Source organism: Streptomyces sp. NPDC092952, from assembly GCF_044754785.1.
Lineage (GTDB): Bacteria > Actinomycetota > Actinomycetes > Streptomycetales > Streptomycetaceae > Streptomyces.
Window position 1 is genome coordinate 278147 of the sequence record NZ_JBIVPT010000008.1, and the last position, 16515, is coordinate 294661.

15 protein-coding genes and 1 pseudogene are annotated in these 16515 nt (G+C 72.3%); 10 read left to right on the forward strand and 6 right to left on the reverse strand.

Annotated features, from left to right (window positions below; all coding sequences use genetic code 11):
• Nucleotides 1-46 precede the first annotated feature (46 nt).
• Nucleotides 47-664, forward strand: a complete 618-nt coding sequence (locus tag ACIQGQ_RS21645) for a DUF5701 family protein (protein WP_402398309.1) — start codon at nucleotides 47-49, stop codon at nucleotides 662-664.
• 96 nt (nucleotides 665-760) lie between these two features.
• Here ACIQGQ_RS21645 and ACIQGQ_RS21650 read toward each other — a convergent pair whose 3' ends face one another.
• Both ACIQGQ_RS21650 and ACIQGQ_RS21655 read right to left on the reverse strand, forming a co-directional pair.
• Nucleotides 761-1156 carry a hypothetical protein gene (locus tag ACIQGQ_RS21650; RefSeq protein WP_402398238.1) on the reverse strand — a complete coding sequence of 132 codons (396 nt, stop codon included), beginning with the start codon at nucleotides 1154-1156 and terminating at the stop codon, nucleotides 761-763.
• 284 nt (nucleotides 1157-1440) lie between these two features.
• On the reverse strand, nucleotides 1441-1875 hold the full coding sequence (locus ACIQGQ_RS21655; RefSeq protein WP_402398240.1) for an ATP-binding protein: 435 nt from the start codon (nucleotides 1873-1875) through the stop codon (nucleotides 1441-1443).
• 111 nt (nucleotides 1876-1986) lie between these two features.
• On the opposite strand from ACIQGQ_RS21655, the gene ACIQGQ_RS21660 reads away from it, so the two are divergent.
• The 3 genes from ACIQGQ_RS21660 to ACIQGQ_RS21670 all read left to right on the forward strand — a co-directional run bounded on the left by ACIQGQ_RS21660 (nucleotide 1987) and on the right by ACIQGQ_RS21670 (nucleotide 4067).
• Nucleotides 1987-2814, forward strand: a complete 828-nt coding sequence (locus ACIQGQ_RS21660) for a Scr1 family TA system antitoxin-like transcriptional regulator (protein ID WP_402398242.1) — start codon at nucleotides 1987-1989, stop codon at nucleotides 2812-2814.
• On the forward strand, nucleotides 2811-3074 hold the full coding sequence (locus ACIQGQ_RS21665) for a DUF397 domain-containing protein (protein WP_402398244.1): 264 nt from the start codon (nucleotides 2811-2813) through the stop codon (nucleotides 3072-3074). The genes ACIQGQ_RS21660 and ACIQGQ_RS21665 overlap by 4 nt, the downstream gene beginning before the upstream one ends.
• 225 nt (nucleotides 3075-3299) lie before the next feature.
• Nucleotides 3300-4067 carry a hypothetical protein gene (locus tag ACIQGQ_RS21670; protein WP_402398310.1) on the forward strand — a complete coding sequence of 256 codons (768 nt, stop codon included), beginning with the start codon at nucleotides 3300-3302 and terminating at the stop codon, nucleotides 4065-4067.
• Nucleotides 4068-4095: 28 nt separating this feature from the next.
• On the opposite strand, the gene ACIQGQ_RS21675 is transcribed toward ACIQGQ_RS21670, so the two are convergent.
• Nucleotides 4096-5445, reverse strand: a complete 1350-nt coding sequence (locus tag ACIQGQ_RS21675; RefSeq protein ID WP_402398246.1) for a protein kinase — start codon at nucleotides 5443-5445, stop codon at nucleotides 4096-4098.
• 206 nt (nucleotides 5446-5651) lie between these two features.
• Here ACIQGQ_RS21675 and ACIQGQ_RS21680 point away from each other — a divergent pair, with 206 nt between their 5' ends.
• From ACIQGQ_RS21680 to ACIQGQ_RS21695, 4 genes and pseudogenes are all read left to right on the forward strand, one after another.
• Nucleotides 5652-6881: a glycoside hydrolase family 64 protein gene (locus ACIQGQ_RS21680; RefSeq protein ID WP_402398248.1), complete on the forward strand. Its 1230-nt coding sequence runs from the start codon at nucleotides 5652-5654 to the stop codon at nucleotides 6879-6881.
• A gap of 162 nt (nucleotides 6882-7043) precedes the next feature.
• A pseudogene (locus ACIQGQ_RS21685) lies at nucleotides 7044-7662 on the forward strand (DUF4157 domain-containing protein); the annotation flags it as partial.
• A gap of 1529 nt (nucleotides 7663-9191) precedes the next feature.
• Nucleotides 9192-9800: a GDSL-type esterase/lipase family protein gene (locus ACIQGQ_RS21690; RefSeq protein WP_402398250.1), complete on the forward strand. Its 609-nt coding sequence runs from the start codon at nucleotides 9192-9194 to the stop codon at nucleotides 9798-9800.
• 296 nt (nucleotides 9801-10096) lie between these two features.
• Nucleotides 10097-10759 carry a DUF4232 domain-containing protein gene (locus tag ACIQGQ_RS21695; protein ID WP_402398252.1) on the forward strand — a complete coding sequence of 221 codons (663 nt, stop codon included), beginning with the start codon at nucleotides 10097-10099 and terminating at the stop codon, nucleotides 10757-10759.
• A 47-nt stretch (nucleotides 10760-10806) separates the two neighbouring features.
• Here ACIQGQ_RS21695 and ACIQGQ_RS21700 read toward each other — a convergent pair whose 3' ends face one another.
• Genes ACIQGQ_RS21700 through ACIQGQ_RS21710 form a run of 3 tightly spaced genes read right to left on the reverse strand, consistent with a single transcriptional unit; the run spans nucleotide 10807 to nucleotide 12814 of the window.
• Complete coding sequence (locus ACIQGQ_RS21700) at nucleotides 10807-11313, reverse strand: GNAT family N-acetyltransferase (RefSeq protein WP_402398311.1); 507 nt, start codon at nucleotides 11311-11313, stop codon at nucleotides 10807-10809.
• A 47-nt stretch (nucleotides 11314-11360) separates the two neighbouring features.
• Entirely contained in the window at nucleotides 11361-12041 is a 681-nt protein-coding gene (locus ACIQGQ_RS21705) for a hypothetical protein (protein WP_402398254.1), read from the reverse strand.
• The gene (locus ACIQGQ_RS21710) at nucleotides 12041-12814 is read right to left on the reverse strand and encodes a methyltransferase domain-containing protein (RefSeq protein WP_402398256.1); all 774 of its coding nucleotides are present in this window, start codon (nucleotides 12812-12814) and stop codon (nucleotides 12041-12043) included. Before ACIQGQ_RS21710 ends, ACIQGQ_RS21705 begins: the two co-directional genes overlap by 1 nt.
• A gap of 202 nt (nucleotides 12815-13016) precedes the next feature.
• On the opposite strand from ACIQGQ_RS21710, the gene ACIQGQ_RS21715 reads away from it, so the two are divergent.
• Both ACIQGQ_RS21715 and ACIQGQ_RS21720 read left to right on the forward strand, forming a co-directional pair.
• Nucleotides 13017-13394 carry a peptidoglycan-binding protein gene (locus ACIQGQ_RS21715; RefSeq protein WP_402398258.1) on the forward strand — a complete coding sequence of 126 codons (378 nt, stop codon included), beginning with the start codon at nucleotides 13017-13019 and terminating at the stop codon, nucleotides 13392-13394.
• 225 nt (nucleotides 13395-13619) lie between these two features.
• Nucleotides 13620-16472, forward strand: coding sequence for an AfsR/SARP family transcriptional regulator (locus ACIQGQ_RS21720; protein ID WP_402398260.1), 2853 nt, complete (start codon nucleotides 13620-13622; stop codon nucleotides 16470-16472).
• The last annotated feature ends 43 nt before the right edge of the window (nucleotides 16473-16515 follow it).

Genomic DNA, 16515 nt, shown 5'->3' on the forward strand with positions numbered 1-16515 from the left:
CGCCACCGCCGCCGCCACTTCCGCATTCCGCACCGAGCTTCCGGATCTGGGCGCGCAGGCCGAGCGCCTGATCGAGCTGGGGGTGCCCGGGATCGCCGGGCTGTCCGCCGCCGAGCTGCGCGCCTTCGCCGAGGCGGGTGCGGCGGACCCGGCCGCCGAGGGTGCGCTGCTCGCCGTCCACCCGGACCGGGCCCCCGCTTCCGCCCTCGCGCCGCTGCTCCGCCGCGACGACAAGCCGGGGTTCGTGGTCGTCGACATGCCCGACGTCGACCTCTTCACCCCGATCGACACGGTCGCCCTGCCCGACGCGCCGCTCTATCTCGTCACCGGCCTCGACCGGGGCGACGAGATGGCCAACTGGAGCCCGGACGAGGCCCTGCCCGCCCTCACCGAACGGGCCCGCACACCGCTGACGCACACCGAGGGCATCCACTGGGTGCTGCAACAGCCCGCCGCCCTGGAGCGCAATCACTGCTTCATGACGATCGGCTCCCGGCTGCGCAAGGCGAACGGCGCCCTGGACGCCCGTACCCCGGCGATCTGGATCAGCAACGGCACCGGGCGGGACGGCCGCGAGCGCCGCAACGCTCCGAAGGTCGGCTGGTGCTGGGCGGGCAACCGGCACACCTGGCTCGGCTTCGCCTCCGCGACCGGCCGCCAGTAGGCCAGGGCGTCGAGGGCGCGGGGCGTGCGGGCTCCCTTGTCATGGGGTGCCCGCACGCCCCGCGCCCCGCGCAGGCGGCCCCGCTGATCCACGACGTCACCGCACCGGCCGGACCGGCGTTTCCAGGGCGATGCCCGAGCGGGGATTGACGATCACCGGGCAGGAGTTCCACAGCTCCGTCCCGGCCCTGATCAGCTCCCGTACCGCGCGTCGTTCCTCGGGCGTCCACGCGGCGCACCCGCCTTCGAACAGCTTCTCGTACGCGCTGTCCTGCGCTGTTCCCCGCCGTGGCAACCGGTCGACCGCGTCGAGACCCCGGGCCAGGTCGTCGAAGAAGTTCCATGCCTCCAGCAGCGCACCCGACGGGACCTTTCGGCGTACCGGGTCCTCCAGCCAGTGCTGGACGCGGGAGAGTTCCAACGTGTCGGCCCCAGGAGCGGCGAGCGCCCGGCCTCGCCGGCGCGCGTACGTCCCCGCCTGCCGAACCGTCACGAACACCGGCACCTGCCGACGGCCTGCTTCCGGCAGCGTGAGCACCCGGTCGGGTTCGTCGCCCCGCCCTCCGATCCACAGAACCACGGCACCGCGCCCGCGCCCCCGCACCCGGTACGCGTAGAGACTCCCGCCTCCACCTCGGCGTCCCGTCGCGAACACATCCGTCATCCCGGTCCTTGTCATGCCCTCAGACTGGCATGACCTGCAGGAATCCGTCGCGGCACTTCTCCGCAGGGTCCGGCGCACCGGAATCGGCGTCACCGGACCTCGGGAGGCCGGGCCTACACCGGCACCCGGTCCGGTGCGCGTACCGCGAACTCGCACCAGACCACCTTGCCCGGGTTCCGCTCCCCCACGCCCCACTTGTCGGCGAGCGCCGCGACCAGGAGCAGCCCGCGCCCCGACTCCGCGTCGGAGGGCGCCCAGGATTCGGGGGCCGCCACCTCCCCGTCGCCGCTGTCGTGGACCTCGGCGCGCAGGACGCCGTCGGCCGGGTCCAGGCGGAGCTGGAGGCGGTAGCCCCGGCCGGGCGGCACTCCGTGCAACAGGGCGTTGGTGACCAGTTCGCTCACGCAGAGCAACACATCGTCGGCGCGCTCCTCGCACTCCCAGTCGAGCAGGGCATCGCGTACGAACTGCCGTACGAGCGGCACGGATCGGCGCTCCCTCCGGTGGAACGCCTCGCGGAAGTGGGGGAGTTGGGTAGTCTCGTTCACCCCGCCAACATCACACAAAGTCACCGGTGTTGAGCAGTGCGCAAGGTCGTACATCTCATCTGTACGACCTCTGACTGATCAATCGGGGTTCCGTACGGGGAGAGGGAGTTCATGCATACACCAAAGCCACGGAAGAGCAAGCAGCTCACCACCTGGACCATGATCGGCAACCTGGTGGCCGATCACCGCAACGACCTGGATCTGACGCAGGTGACTCTGGCCGGGATGTGCGGCGTGAGCGTGGACACGCTCTCGTCGGTCGAGCAGGGACGCAGGCCGCTCCAGATGGACCTGGCCGTGCTCCTCGACAAGTTCCTCGGAACGAAGAGGACGTTCCAGACCCTGGCGCAGTCGATGCCGAGCAGGGACCGGTTGCCGGTCTTCATCCACGACTTCCTGGACTACGAGCAGGATGCGCTGACGCTGACCTCGTACGAGAACCAGGTGGTGCCGGGGCTGCTCCAGACCGAGGAGTACGCCCGCTTCGTCTTCGAGTGCCAGTACCCGCCCCTGGACGAGGACGAACGGGAGAGCTGGGTGGCGGCCCGGATGGACCGGCAACGGCTCCTCGAACGCAAGCCGCACCCCATCCTCCACTTCATCCTGGAGGAGAGCATCCTCCGCAGTCGGCTCGGCGACCCCGCCATGATGCGGAACCAGATCCGCCACCTGCGCCAGTGCATGGAACTCCCCTTCCTGGGACTCCAGATCATGCCGATAGAGCTTCCGAAGCACGCGGCGCTCGACGGCCCGATGGTGCTGCTGGAGACCCCCGAGCACGACCATCTGGCCTACGTCGAGGGCCAGCTCACCAGCTACCTGCACGAGGACCCTGATCAGGTCAGTGTGCTCCTCCAGAAGTGTGGGATGCTGCGTTCGCAGGCGCACTCCGTCGACGCGAGCGCCCGGCTCATGGACGAAATGCTTGGAGAGACATGACCCTCGCAGCACACCCGGCCTCCCGCTCCGCCACCCTTGCCTGGTTCAAGTCGAGCTACAGCGGCAGCCAGGGCGGCAACTGCGTGGAGATCGCCTACGACTGGCGCAAGTCCAGCTACAGCGGCCCCCAGGGCGGCGACTGCGTGGAGGTGTCCGCGCACCCCGCCGCCGTCCACATCCGTGACTCCAAGGTCACCGAAGGCCCCGTACTGACCGTCCCTCCGGCCGCCTGGACCGCCTTCCTCAACGCCACGATCTGACGACCCCGGCACCACCCGAAGAACCAGCGGCCTCGGCCCCCTGCACGGGCCCGAGGCCCTCGGCATGCCACCCGCCTGCTTGGCCGCGCTCCGGCGATCGGATCCTTGCCGCCCCGCGTACAACCCCCCACGCCCCTCCCCCGTCTCCTAGTCAGCCGCGAGGGCATGCCTCCGGCGCCAGGGGAAGGAGCGGGCTCGACGATGAGCAGGGCCTTGAGCAGAGCGATGTGGAGAGCGGCGCTGGCCGGAGGTGCGGTGGCCGCGTTCACCTCGGTGACGGCAGTGCCCGCCGGAGCGGCGGAGGGCGGGGTCGCCTTCTCCCGGGTCTCGGTGAACGGTGGGAAGCCGATCGTGGTCGGAGTCAAGGAAGAGGTCGAGGTACATGCGACCTTCCGGATGACGACCACGCTGAAGTACAAATCCGGGCCGATGGTGTTTCCCTACCGGGGCACGCTCAGCAACATGGACACCATGCACAGCGCCGTCATCGGCAGCGACTGCAAGGTGGTGGACCGCGCCAAGGGGATCTGCGACTTCGAGGAGTGGCTGTACATCGACCCCCGGTACATCGACTTCGGGAACGAGGACGCCGGTACCTGGCGGACCGCCGCTCGCGTCTACCTCCCCCACAACGGCCAGGACGCCGACGACAAGAACCTTCCCTTGCAGCTCAAGCGGGCCACCCGCGTCACCGTCAACGCCTCGCCGGAGCCGGTCGCGAAGGGGAGGACGATCACCGTGACCGGGCGGGTCACCCGGGCGAACTGGGACACCCACACCTACCAGGGATACGCGGGCCGAACGGTCAGCCTCCAGTTCAAGGCGGCCGGCGCCTCCTCGTACACGACGGTGAAGAAGTCGACGTCGAGCAGGACCGGTGGGCTCAAGACCACGGTGAAGGCCACCGTGCCCGGAACCTGGCGGTGGACGTACTACGGGAACTCCACCTCCGGGGCGAAGTCGTCGGCCGGGGACTACGTGGCCGTGCGGTAGGCGGGCCCGCTTCACGCACCCGTTTTCTCTACGGCTGACCGACTCTCCACGCCCCGGGTGGGGCCTTCGTCCCGCGCTCGCCGATCGCCGCGACGACGGTTCCGACCCGGGCCGTGGCGTCGTTGCCCAGGTGGATGGTGAGGAGCGTGCCGCCGACCGGGGCGGTGATCACGACCTCTCCCCCGGGCCAGACGACGTCGAAGAGCGGTTCGTCCGCCGTGACCTCGCCGCCCACCCAGGTACGCCAGCGCACGATCCTCAGCCGCGTCGACGGCCCCGGCATCGAGAGCTGCCGGGGCAGGGCCACGGAGGTGTACCCCCGCGCGGACTCCCTTGCGGTGGCCCGGACCCGGAGCGCCTGCCGGGGCGCGGCCCGGTCCGGGAAGGCCACCGGGCCGGGTCGCGGCGCCGGTCCCGGCACGGGGGCCGGTGCGGGGACGGGTGGCGGGGCCGGCTCGCGGGTGGTGGGCGCGTCCGCCCGTGGCGTCGGTGCCGTACGGACCGCTCGCATCGTCCGCACCGTCCGCTCGTCGATCATCCCGGCCACCGCGTCCGGGAGGCGGAGTCCGTCCGGCCCGGCCAGGGCGGCACAGGTTTCGAGGATCTCGCCGACCCCGGGCCGGTCGCCGGGCGCCTTGGCGAGGGCCGCCGCGACGAGGGGGCGGAGGTCCGCCGGTACGGCCGAGAGGTCCGGCTCGTCGTGGACGACGCGGTACATCACCGCCTCCTTGCGGCCGCCCCCGAACGGGGCCTCCCCGGTGGCGGCGTAGGCCAGCACGGCCGCCAGGCAGAAGACGTCGCTCGCCGGACCGGCCTCCTCGCCCCGGACCTGCTCGGGCGACATGTAGGCGGGGGTGCCGATCGCGCCGGACCGGGTGAGCTCGGACGTCTCGTCCAGGGCGCGGGCGATGCCGAAGTCGATGACGCGCGGCCCGTCGTCGGCGAGGAGCACGTTCCCGGGCTTGAGGTCGCGGTGGACCACTCCGCAGGCGTGGATCGCGTTCAGCCCCTCGGCGAGACCCGCGCCGAGCGCCGCGACCGCCTCCGCCGGGAAGGGACCGCACTCGGCGACCGCCTCGCGGAGCGACGGGCCGGGGATGTACGACGTGACCAGCCACGGCTGGTCGGCCTCGGTGTCCGCATCGACGACCTGCGCGGTGTAGAAGCCCCCCACGCGGCGGGCGGCCGCCACCTCGCGGCCGAACCGCCGCCGGAAGTGCACATCCTCGGCGAGCGGCCGGCGAACGACCTTCACCGCGACGGTCCGCCCACCGGGCGAGCGCCCGAGGAACACCTCGCCCATTCCACCGGCGCCCAGCCGCGCCAGCAGCCGGTACGGGCCGACCTTCCGGGGGTCGGCGGGCAGCAGCTCTCTCATTCCGCAGATGCTCGCAGGTCGGAGTGGACCGACGGTACGGATCACCAACATCCGTTCGAACAGGGCGGGTTGAATGAGGCACACCGCTCCACGGATGAGTTGGAGTCGTGAAAAGTTCACCCGCTTGAGAGCGCTCTCAGTCATAAGTCTTGACGGTGGGATCGGCCCTCACGACAGTGGAGACTCCCCCACACCCAGGAGTCCCCGTGATCTCACGCAGGCTTTTCCTGAAGGGCGGCGCCACCGCCGCCGCGACCGCGCTCACGTACCCGGCCTGGGGCGGCGCCCTCGCCCCGAGCGCCGGGGCCGCCCCTGCAACCTGTGAACTCGCCCTGTCCAACCGTTCGTTGCCGGGCAGGGTCAACGCGTACGTCACCGGCCACGAGCAGGGCACCGACCGATGGATCCTGCTGCGGGCCGACGGGACCCCGTACCGGCCGGACTCACCGCCCGCCCCGCAGACCCCGCTGCCGGTGGACTGCGCCATCCCGCTGAACGCGGCGGGCGCCGCGCCGGTGGTGGTGACACTGCCCCAGATGTACGGCGCCCGCGTCTACTTCGTACGCGACGACACCCTCACGTTCTATCTGAACCCGGGTCCCGGGCTGGTCGAGCCGGCCTTCGCGACGCCCACGGACGTCAATTACGGGAAGACCTGGTCCTTCTGCGAATTCACGTTCAACCCCCAGCAGTTGTACGCGAACATCAGCTATGTGGACCTGGTGACCGCGCTGCCGATCGGGCTGACCCTGGAGGGCGACGCGACGCACACCGTGGCCCCGCTCCCGGACGGCGCGGTGCAGCGCATCGCGGACGGCCTCACCGCCCAGGCCGCCGCCGACGGCCAGCCCTGGGACAAGCTGGTGATCCGGGGCGGGGACGGGAACGTGCTGCGGGTGATCTCCCCGCAGAACCTGATGGCGCCGTACTTCGACCGGCCGGACCAGATGCCGTTCCGCGATGCGTTCACCTCGTACATCGACCGGGCCTGGGACACGTACCGCTCCACCGATCTGCGCATCGACCTCCAGGGCGGGCGCGGCGTCCGCACCGGCCGGGTGACCGGCGACGTGCTGACCTTCGACGGCGGGCACAGCTTCCCCAAGCCGACCTCGAAGGACGTCTTCACCTGCAACCACGGCCCGTTCACCAACAACCCGGCCGACTCCGACGACAAGAAGGCCCTGCTGGCCCGCCTCGCCTCCGGCTTCAACCGCTCCCTGATGCTCACCCACCCCGACCAGCCCAACGGCACCTCCCCCGCCGACTACTACCGGGACCCGGTCACCAACCACTGGTCCCGCGTCGTGCACGCCAACACCCCGATCGGCTACGCCTTCCCGTACGACGACGTCCGCCCGGACGGGCAGCCCGATGTGTCGGGCGCCGCCAACGACGGCAACCCGCGCCGGTTCACGGTGAGCGTGGGGGCCTGATCGGGCGGGGCGGGGTCGGGCCGGAGCGGGGCGGGCGGCAGGGCCGTCGCGGCCTGCCCCGCCCGTCCGCGAACACTGCCCCTCGGGCTCTTGCCGACCCGTTCCGGGCTTGCGTATCCAGGGTGGATACGCAGCCGAGACCTTCGGGAAGGGGTCCGTCCCATGCGCGCGCACGAGACCGGTACGAGGCCGACGGCCACGACGAAGCCACGGCAGGCCGTGTCCGTCCCCGTCGTGTCCGTCTCCGCCGTGTCCGCCCCGGCTCCGTACGGCGCGGACCGGGTGCCGCCGGGTTCGCTCGCCGCCCTGCAGCGCAGCATCGGGAACGCGGCCCTGGCCCGGCTGATCGAAGAGGCCGGGCACGAGCACGATGCCGGGTGCGACGGTACGCGGAGCGGTGACGGACCGGCGCCCGTGCAGCGCTCCGCCGTCCACGAGGTGCTCGGCGGTGCCGGGCGGCCCCTCGCCGCGCCGCTCAGGACCGAGATGGAGGCGCGGCTGGAGGCCGACTTCTCCGACGTCCGGGTGCACACCGGCGCCGCCGCCGCACGGTCGGCCACCGAGGTCGGCGCCCGCGCCTACACCTCGGGGAACCACATCGTCATCGGCTCGGGCGGCGCCGACAAGCACACCCTCGCCCACGAGCTCACCCACGTCATCCAGCAGCGCACCGGCCCGGTGGCCGGGACGGACGACGGCGGCGGACTGCGGATCTCCGACCCGTCCGACCGTTTCGAGCGGGAGGCGGAGGCCAATGCCACCCGGGTGATGCGGGCTCCGTCGTCCTCGGGCGGTGGGGGCCGGGACGCCGAGGACGCCCATGACACCGGGCCAGTCACCGCGCACGCCGCCAAAGAGGCCACGGTGCAACGCAAGTCGGCCATCACCGCGAACAACCCGAAGGAACAGAACGCTCCCCCGCCGCACAAGAGCCTGAGCGCCGTGTTCGCCCCCTTCTTCGCGGCCGCGCAACTGCCGGAGAACTACACGTTCGGCCCGCTGCTCAACGTCTCGCCGCACGACTACCCGGGCAGCTTCCACCGGGCGGGCACGGTGCGGGCGGAGATCGACCCGCAGTCCGTCTCCAAGGCGGACGGCAGCAACCGGGACAACAGCGTGATCGGCCCGTACGGGCACTTCGGCGTCATGGAACGGGCCATCTTCAACCGGCCGCCGCTGGGGAACACGTACGACGGCGGCCATCTCGTCGAGCACACCCTCATGGAGGGCCAGGACGCCGACGTCCACGGCAACATCGCGCCGCAGGAGAACAAGAACTTCAACCAGGGGCTGATGCGCGGCTGGGAGGCCGTCCCCGAGAAGCTGATGCACGGCGGTCACGCCTTCTACTACAACGTGGCGGTCACCTACTCCTCGGACACCTACACCCGGACGGGGGAGGACCTGGTGAACGCCGGTGTCGTCGCGCCCGGCGCCGTGGCGGTGATGAACACCATCGCCTCGCCGCTGGACCCCGCGCTGACCCTCGCCCAGGAGCTGATGCGGCAGACCGTGGAATTCCGCCGCTGGGTTCCCGTGAAGTGGGAGGGACAGGTCGTCGAGCCCAACAACGCCAACCTCCCGAACCTGATGCTCACCTACGGAGCCCACTACCGGAACCTGCTCCCGAGCCAGGCCGCGGCCGAGCAGGCGGTCATGGACGTGGCGTCCCCCGCGCAGCACACGTACCCGCTCGCCACCCCCGGCACGAACAGCCTCGTCCGGCAGCACTCCGGGACACTGGCGGGGTTCATCGACACGGCCGCCGTCACGACGGCGGGCCTCCTGACCGTCGGCGGAGCGCCCTCGATCTCGGCGGCCATGTACCAGCCCGAGCCCCAGGACGTCCGGGACCAGCCGCACGCCACCACGACCCCCGCCGGAACCGTGCCGGTACCGCTGCCTCCCGCCAACATCGTGACGAACCTGCTGTCCACCCCGGTCAGCCTGAGCGCCATGCACGCCGAACTCCTGGCCGTGGCCACCAAGAAGAAGGACAAGCAGGGCGGGCTGTCCCACCTCAACAAGAACGCGGCGACCGTGGACGGTGACGCGAAGAAGCAGTCGCCCGGCTTCAAGGAGATCCGCAGGTTCCTGGTGAACGCCGAGGAGGGGATGAAGCTGGTGGTGGCCATCCAGGGCCAGCCCGTGACGTCGGCCTTCGGGCGCGTCGAGTTCGACGCCGCGATCAAGAGGTCCGGCATCACGGTGGACAGCCAGAACAAGCTCCAGGCACTGGCCTACGACCCGAATCTCACGTCCTGAGCACCTGGCCCCGGGCCTGTCCCCGGGCCTCGTTAGAGTCGCCGGGTGACCGAGGACATCCGTATCTGCTTCATCGGCGACTCGTTCGTCCAGGGCATCGGCGACCCCGGGTACCGGGGGTGGGTCGGCCGGGTGCTGGAGGCCACCGGCAAGGACGTCACGGCCTTCAACCTCGGCATCAGGCGCAACACGTCCGAGGACGTTCTGCGCCGCTGTTGGCAGGAGGTCGCGCCGCGCACCGTGCCCGGCGCGGACAACCGGCTCGTCGTCTCCTTCGGCAGCAACGACATGGTCGAGGAGGACGGCGCGGTGCGCGTCGCCCCGGCCCGCTGCCTGGACAACCTGGCCACTCTCCTGGACGGAAGCCGGCGGCGGTCCGTCGCCCCGCTGGTGGTCGGCCCGCCGCCGGTCGTCGGCGCGGGAGCCGGGCACCTGGCCCGTACGACGGAACTGGCGGACGGGATGGCGGCGCTCTGCCGGGAACGGCACGTCCCCTTCGTCCCCACGACCCGGCACCTGGCCGCCGACCCCGTCTGGGCCCGCGAGGCCCTGTCCGGCGACGGCGCCCACCCGGCCGCCGGCGGATACCGGCGGCTGGCCGACCTCGTCCTGGCCGACACCCGGTGGCAACGGTGGCTCACCCAGCCGTCCTGAACGCCCCGGGACCAGCGGACCAGTTCGGCGGCAACCGTGCCCGCACGACCTTTTCCCCAGCCAATGGCCTCGCCACACGAGCAAGGCACCAACGCGCACGTCGTCGCCCGGATCCGCGCGGCGCTCCAGCGGTTGCGTACGGCGGGCCGGATGCGGCGGTCCGAGTGGCGGGCCCGCGTGTAACAGGTCTGTCAGGGACATGTCCCAGCGGCGTGGGAACGGAACGGGGCAGACCCAGGCAGTGCCTTAATGATCAGCAGCGCACCAGCGTCCCGAACCACAGCAAGGAAGTCCCGATGCACGTCCAGCCGAAGCTGACGAAGAAGCTGACCCTCGCCACCGTGGCCGTCCTCGCGGGCCTGACCCTGACGGCCTGCCAGGACGGCGACACCGACGCGGCTCCGTCGCAGGACACCGCTTCCTCCCCCGCCGCCGAGAACTCCGCGGCCCCCTCGGACAGCACCGGCGGCAACGGCGGCACCGCCACGGACGACGGCGGCAAGGGCGGCGACTCCGGCGGCGGCAGTGACAAGGGGAGCGGCGGCGGCCAGATCAACACCGGCCCCTGCAAGACGGCCAATCTCGCCATCACCGCCAGCCACGGCATGGGCGAGGGCGACGTCCTGGTCAGCCTGAAGAACAACAGCGACGCCTGCTCGCTCAAGGGCTTCCCCGGTGTCGACCTGAATACGTCGGACGGCGACACCTTCAGCGCGGACCGCAGCGCGAACACCCCGCAGGAGGTCGTCCTCGGCGGCGGCGAGACCACCCGCTTCACGCTCCACACCCCGCGCAACGACACCGGCGGCACCGGCCTCCGGATCGTCTCCATCGTCGTGACCCCGCCGAACGAGACGCACTCCAAGACGCTCCGGATCAGCCTCAGCCTCCCGGTGACGGACGGCTCGGAGTCCGGTCAGGGCGTCACGGTCGACCCCGTCGGCTACGGCAAGCAGTGACGTGCGCCCTCTCCCCGGAGGGAGAGGATTCCGGCCTTCCAAGCTGGTCAGCGGACCAGTTCGGCGGCAAGGAGGTCCATCAGGAGGCCGTCGTGCCAGGTGCCGTCCGCGCCGCGCTCGTACTGGCGCATGACGCCGACCGGGCGGAAGCCGACCTTGGTGTAGCAGCGGATCGCCGCCGCGTTGTCGGCCGCCGGGTCGATGACCAGGCGGTGGAAGCCGTGGTCGTCGACGAGGTGGCGGGCCAGCGTCCGTACGGCGTCGGTGCCCAGGCCGCGGCCGTGCACCGAGGGGGCGAGGTAGAGGTCGATGCCCGCGTGGCGGTACTCGGCGTCCTCCTCCGCGTACCACTGGATCATTCCGACGACCCGCCGCCCGTGCTCGACGGCCAGGCAGTGCGTGCCGGGGTCGTCGAGCCCGGTCAGGACCTCGGCCTCCAGGTCCTCGCCGCCCCGCCACCGCATCCGGACCTCGGGCGTGGCCCGGATGGCGGCCAGGGCAGGGGCATCCGGGCGTACGGCGGGCCGGAGAACCACGGAAGCACCACGCAACACATCCACACCCAGGACTCTACGGTCCGCCCACTCGCCGGAACCGGCCCCTACCGCAGCGACAGCGCCGACCACACCGCCAGCAGCACCGCCCCGGAACAGCAGGCCGAGCGGAGGACGACGCCCCATCCCGAGATCCGGGAGTCGCGCCCCGCGACAGCGTCGGGGCGGCGGAGCGAGTGGGGCTCCGTCCAGAGGTGGGCCGGTGTGCCCGGACCGATGAAGGCGGCGATCAGCCAGTACCCGGCGCTGGGGGTGCGCCTCATCTCCCGGGTGAGCATCGCGGTCACGCTCGCGGCGAAGACCGCCAGGGACGCCCACTTGAGCCAGGCGGCCTCGATGACGCGCCAGTAGAGCAGGGGGACCAGGGCCGACAGGCCGCCCACGGGGGCCAGCGGGTCCTTGCTGTCGAACGTCAGGTCCTTCGGCGCCCCGTCCCCGAGCCGTTCCCGGAGCATCCGCTCGAAGGCGTCCTCGTCGTCCTCTCCCGGCAGGGCGTCGAGCCGGAACGTGTACGTCTTGCTCTCCAGGAACCCGTCGCCCCACCGGGCCCGCCCCTCCCCCAGGGACACATCGACGAGATGGATCGAGGACGTCCGGCCCGACCGCACATCGCGCAGGAGCTCCGCCATCCCCGCCCGCTGGGGAAGGACGGCGGACGCCGCGCTCACCGCCCCCGCCAGGAACACCAGGATCCCCAGCGCCCGGGCGACCCGGCCTGCCCAGGACATCAGCGGGAGCAGACCACGCCGACGAGCGTGAACGACGCGAAGAACGGGCCTTGGGACAGAGCGGCGAACCAGCGGTGGCCCCGGTCCCGGTCGACATGACCGGCGTCGATGGCGTTCTGCATGTTGCGGCCCAGGCCCAGGGTGTGGTCCGCGTCCTCGAAGTCGCGGAAGACCGGTGTGGTGGCGAGGACCGTCTCGACGTGGAAGCCCGCCTGTTCGGCGAGGCGGGCGAGGCCGCGGCCGATCGTCGCGTGGCGCACGACCTCCGTCGTGGTCCAGCGAGTGAAGGCGCGACTCGTCTCCAGGTCCTCGGCGTCGACGATCAATGTGTCCCAGTCGGGTTCGGCCAGGGCGATCCGGGCGCCGGGTCGGGTCGCGCGATGGAGCTGCGCGAGCACGTCGGCGGGTTCGGCGACGTGCATCAGTACCCGGTCGATCTTGGCCCGGTCCACCGTGCCCGGTTCGACGGGCAGGGCGTGCGCGTCGGCCTCGCGGATCTCCACCCGGCGCAGGTCCTTCGTACGTTCCCGGGCGCGGGCCAGCATGTCCGGGTCGCGGTCCACGCCGATCACCGTGCCGTCGTCCCCGACGCGTTCGGCCAGTGCCGGCAGGTCCGTCCCCGGGCCGCACCCCACGTCCAGGGCGGTCTGGCCGGTACGGATGTCCAGCAGGTCCAGCAACTCCCGCTTGTACGCGCGGCCGGCGCCGCCGGCGGCGGCCCGCAGCATGTAGGCGGCCTGGTCGGGTCGGGGCGTGCCGAGCGTCGATGCCATACGGGGCAGTCAAGCATCCCGCCGTCCGCCCCGGCAGGCACATCTCCGCCTCGCGGGCCCGTTCCGCGCGGGACCTCCCGTTTCGCCGGGTGGGTGGAGTCCGGGGTGTTGGTTCCGTGTTGGGGCGGGATTGCGGGGATCGATCAGGGTGAGGGCTGTCAGGCACCGTGACACCAGCCGAGAGAGCCGGAGTTCAGCAGAGATGAAGACACGTATCGCAAAGGTCGGAGCGAAGGCCGGGACGACCGTCGCCGCCGCCGTCTGTCTCGCCGTCGGCGGGTGGGGGGCAGGCGCCCATGCCGCCGTCGGGGCCCCGTGGATCGGCTACGGCCAGGCCAACACGTACAACGGCGTGAGGTGTGTGCAACTCCTGGTCAACGACCTCTCGTTCTCGACCGGCTACCACACCGTCGCGGTGGACGGCTCCTTCGGCCCCGACACCAACGGCGCCATCCGGGCCTTCCAGTCGTGGGAGCACCTGCCCGTGGACGGCATCGTCGGTCCCAACACCGGTGCCGCCCTCCTGATCGCGACCAAGGACGGGTACGGCTGCAACGCCTACGTCCCGAGCAACCACTGAGCAGCCCGGGAGCCCGCCGGTGAGGACCGCCGGGCGGGGCGGTGGCGCCCCGGACCGGTGACCGGGGCGGCCGCCGGACCGGATGCGGGGGCGGACGGCGGGGCAGCCGTCCGCGCCCGCCCGCCCGGTGAGCCGTCCGCACCCGGCCACCTGTTGATCTTGTGTCCCCCGTTCGGATTACGATGTTCCCCAGCCGGTCCTCCGTTCCTCATCTCCGCAGCACGGATGCCGACCGTTGGCGCCCTGGGGGACGACATGCTGAGGTTCGGGCTGCTTGGACCGCTGGTGGTGCACGACGGTACGGCGCTGCGGCCGGTGTCCGGGCTCAAGGTCCGGGTGCTGCTGGCGGCGCTGCTGCTCCAGGCGAACCGGGTGGTGTCCAAGGACGCGCTGAAGGAAGCCATGTGGGGCGACGAGCTGCCCTCCAGCGTCGAGGCGTCCTTCGCCAACCACGCGACCCGGCTGCGCAGGCTGCTGGCCCCGGCCGGGGGCGAGCGGCTGCTGACCGTGGCGCCGGGCTACCAACTCCTGGTGGCCGACGGCGATCTGGACGTCGAGGTGTTCGAGACCCGGGTGCGCGCCGCCTGCCTCGCCCACCAGGCGGGCGACTGGGCGAAGGTCCTCGGGGAGAGCCGGGCGGCGCTGGCCCTGTGGCGCGGCGCGCCGCTCGCCGACCTCGTCCCGTACCGCGACCAGCAGGGCCCGACCCTGCGGATCCACCAGCTCGACCAGCTCCGCCTCCAGGTGCGGGAGTGGGCCTTCGACGCCGAACTCCACCTCGGGAACCACGGCGAGATCCTCACCGACCTGGCCGTCCTCGCCGCCGAGAACCCGCTGCGCGAGGAGCTCCACCGCCAGCTCATGCTCGCCCTGCACCGCACCGGGCGCCAGGCCGAGGCGTTCGAGGTCTTCCACGCCCTGCGCCGTTCGCTGGTGGACGAGCTCGGTACGGAGCCCGGCCCCGCCGTCCGCCGGTCGTACCAGGAGCTGCTGGACGGGGAGCAGGCCCCGGCCCCGCCGGTCGCGGTACCGGCACCCCGCCCGCCGTACCAGCTCCCGTCCTCCGTACCGGAGTTCACCGGCCGGGAGGAGGAGACGGCGGCGGCGGTGGCGGCGCTGCGGCGCGACGACGGGGCGCCGCTGCGGCCGGTGGTGATCTCGGGGATGGGCGGCATCGGGAAGACCGCCCTCGCCGTCCGGGTGGCCCGCCTGGTCCAGGAGGACTTCCCGGACGGCACGCTCTACGCCGATCTGCGGGGGTTCAGCGGCGGGGGCCCGCGCAGCGCGCACGACCTGCTCGCCCGATTCCTGGACGATCTCGGCGCGCGCCCGGCGTCGTTGCCGGACGACACGGACGACCGGGCGGCGCTGTTCCGGTCGGCGGTCGCGGACCGCCGCGTCCTGCTGGTCCTGGACAACGCCCGGGACGCCGCCCAGGTGGCCCCGCTGCTCCCGCCCCAGGGGCCGGGCGCGGCCCTGATCACCAGCCGTCAGCTGCTGGCCGAGCTGCCCGGGGTCGAGATGATGGCGCTGCACCCGCTCGGGCCCGGGGAGCAGCTCACCCTGCTGTCCCGGCTCTGCGGCGCCGACCGGATCGCGCACGAACCGGCGGCCCTGGCCGACATCCTGGCCGCCTGCGGCGGGCTGCCGCTGGCGTTGCGGATCGTCGGCGGGCGGCTCTCCTCCCGTCCGTCGTGGCCGCTGGCGCTGCTGGCCGAGCGTCTGGCCCCGGACCGGGGGCGGCTCCAGGCGCTGTCGATGGGCGCGGTCGCCGTACGGCACACCTTCGACATGAGCTACCAGGCGATCCGGGACAGCGGCAACGCCGCGGAGCGCGAGGCGGCGCGCGCCTTCCGGCTGCTCGGCCTGTGGAAGCCGCATCTGTTCACCGCACAGTCCGCCGCGGCCCTGCTGGGTACGGACGAGTACGACGCGTCGACCGCCCTGGAACTGCTGGTCGACGCGAACCTCGTGCACAGCCCCGCCCCCGGCCGGTACGCGCTCCACGACCTGCTGGGCGAGTACGCGGCCCAGCGCGCGGCGGAGGAGGAGCCCGCGGACGGCCGGGAGGCGGCCACCGTCCGGATGCTCGTCTGGTACGCCCGGGCCGTCAGTACGGCCTGTGCCGTGGCCAGCCACGAGACGCAGTCGCCGCCGCCGCTCGACGCGCCGGCGGGCCCCGCCCTGCCGGTCTTCGCGGAGGACGCGGACGCCATCGAGTGGACCAAGCGGGAGCTGCCCGCGATCCGGGAGGCCCTCACCCGGGCCGGGGAGGCGGGCCGCTCCGACCTCGCCTGGCGCCTGGCCGCCGGGCTCTTCGGCTACGCGACGACCCACTGGTGGACCGGTGAGTGGGACGCCTGCCTGAGCCAGGCGATGGAGATCGCGGTGGCGCACGGGGACGGGCTCGGCCAGGCGTGGCTGCACCGCAGGACCGCCGTCGCTCACGGCATGGCGTACCGCAACGAGGCGTGCCTGGAGCATCTGACCCTGGCCCTCGCGTTCTTCACCGACGCCGGTGACGTACTGGCCCAGGCGTCGATCCTCGGCAATATGGCGTCGCTGTACGTCCAGCTCGGGGACGCCCGGCAGGGGCTGGTGCACGCCGAGCGGTCGCACGAGCTGTACCGCCGCACCAGCAGCCCGCGCAGCGAGGCGCTGGCCCTGAGCCGGATCGCGGACGCCCAGGCGATGGTCGGCGAGCACGCGGACGCCGTGGCGAACTACGAGAAGGTCGTGGCGGCGCTGCGCGAGCAGCGGCACGGCGTCTTCCTGGCCACCAGCCTCACCAATCTCGGCGACGTACGGCGTCAGCTCGGCGACCGGGAGGGGGCGCTGGAGGCGCAGCGGGAGGCCCTGGCCATCCGGCGCCGGATGGACGATCTCGGCGGCACCGCCGACTGCCTGGCCTTCATGGCCGGTACGTACCAGCACTTCGGCGAGTGGGACGACGCCCGGTCGTGCTGGGAGCAGTGTCTGGAGCTGGGGCTGCGCCACGGCATGGCGCAGCACATCGAGGCGAGTCGCGCGGGCCTGGCCGGCCTGCCGGCCCTGCCCGCGCCCTCGCCCCCGCAGTAGGCGGCCGTGTCCCCCGTACCGCCGCTGCGGGAAGTGCCGGTGT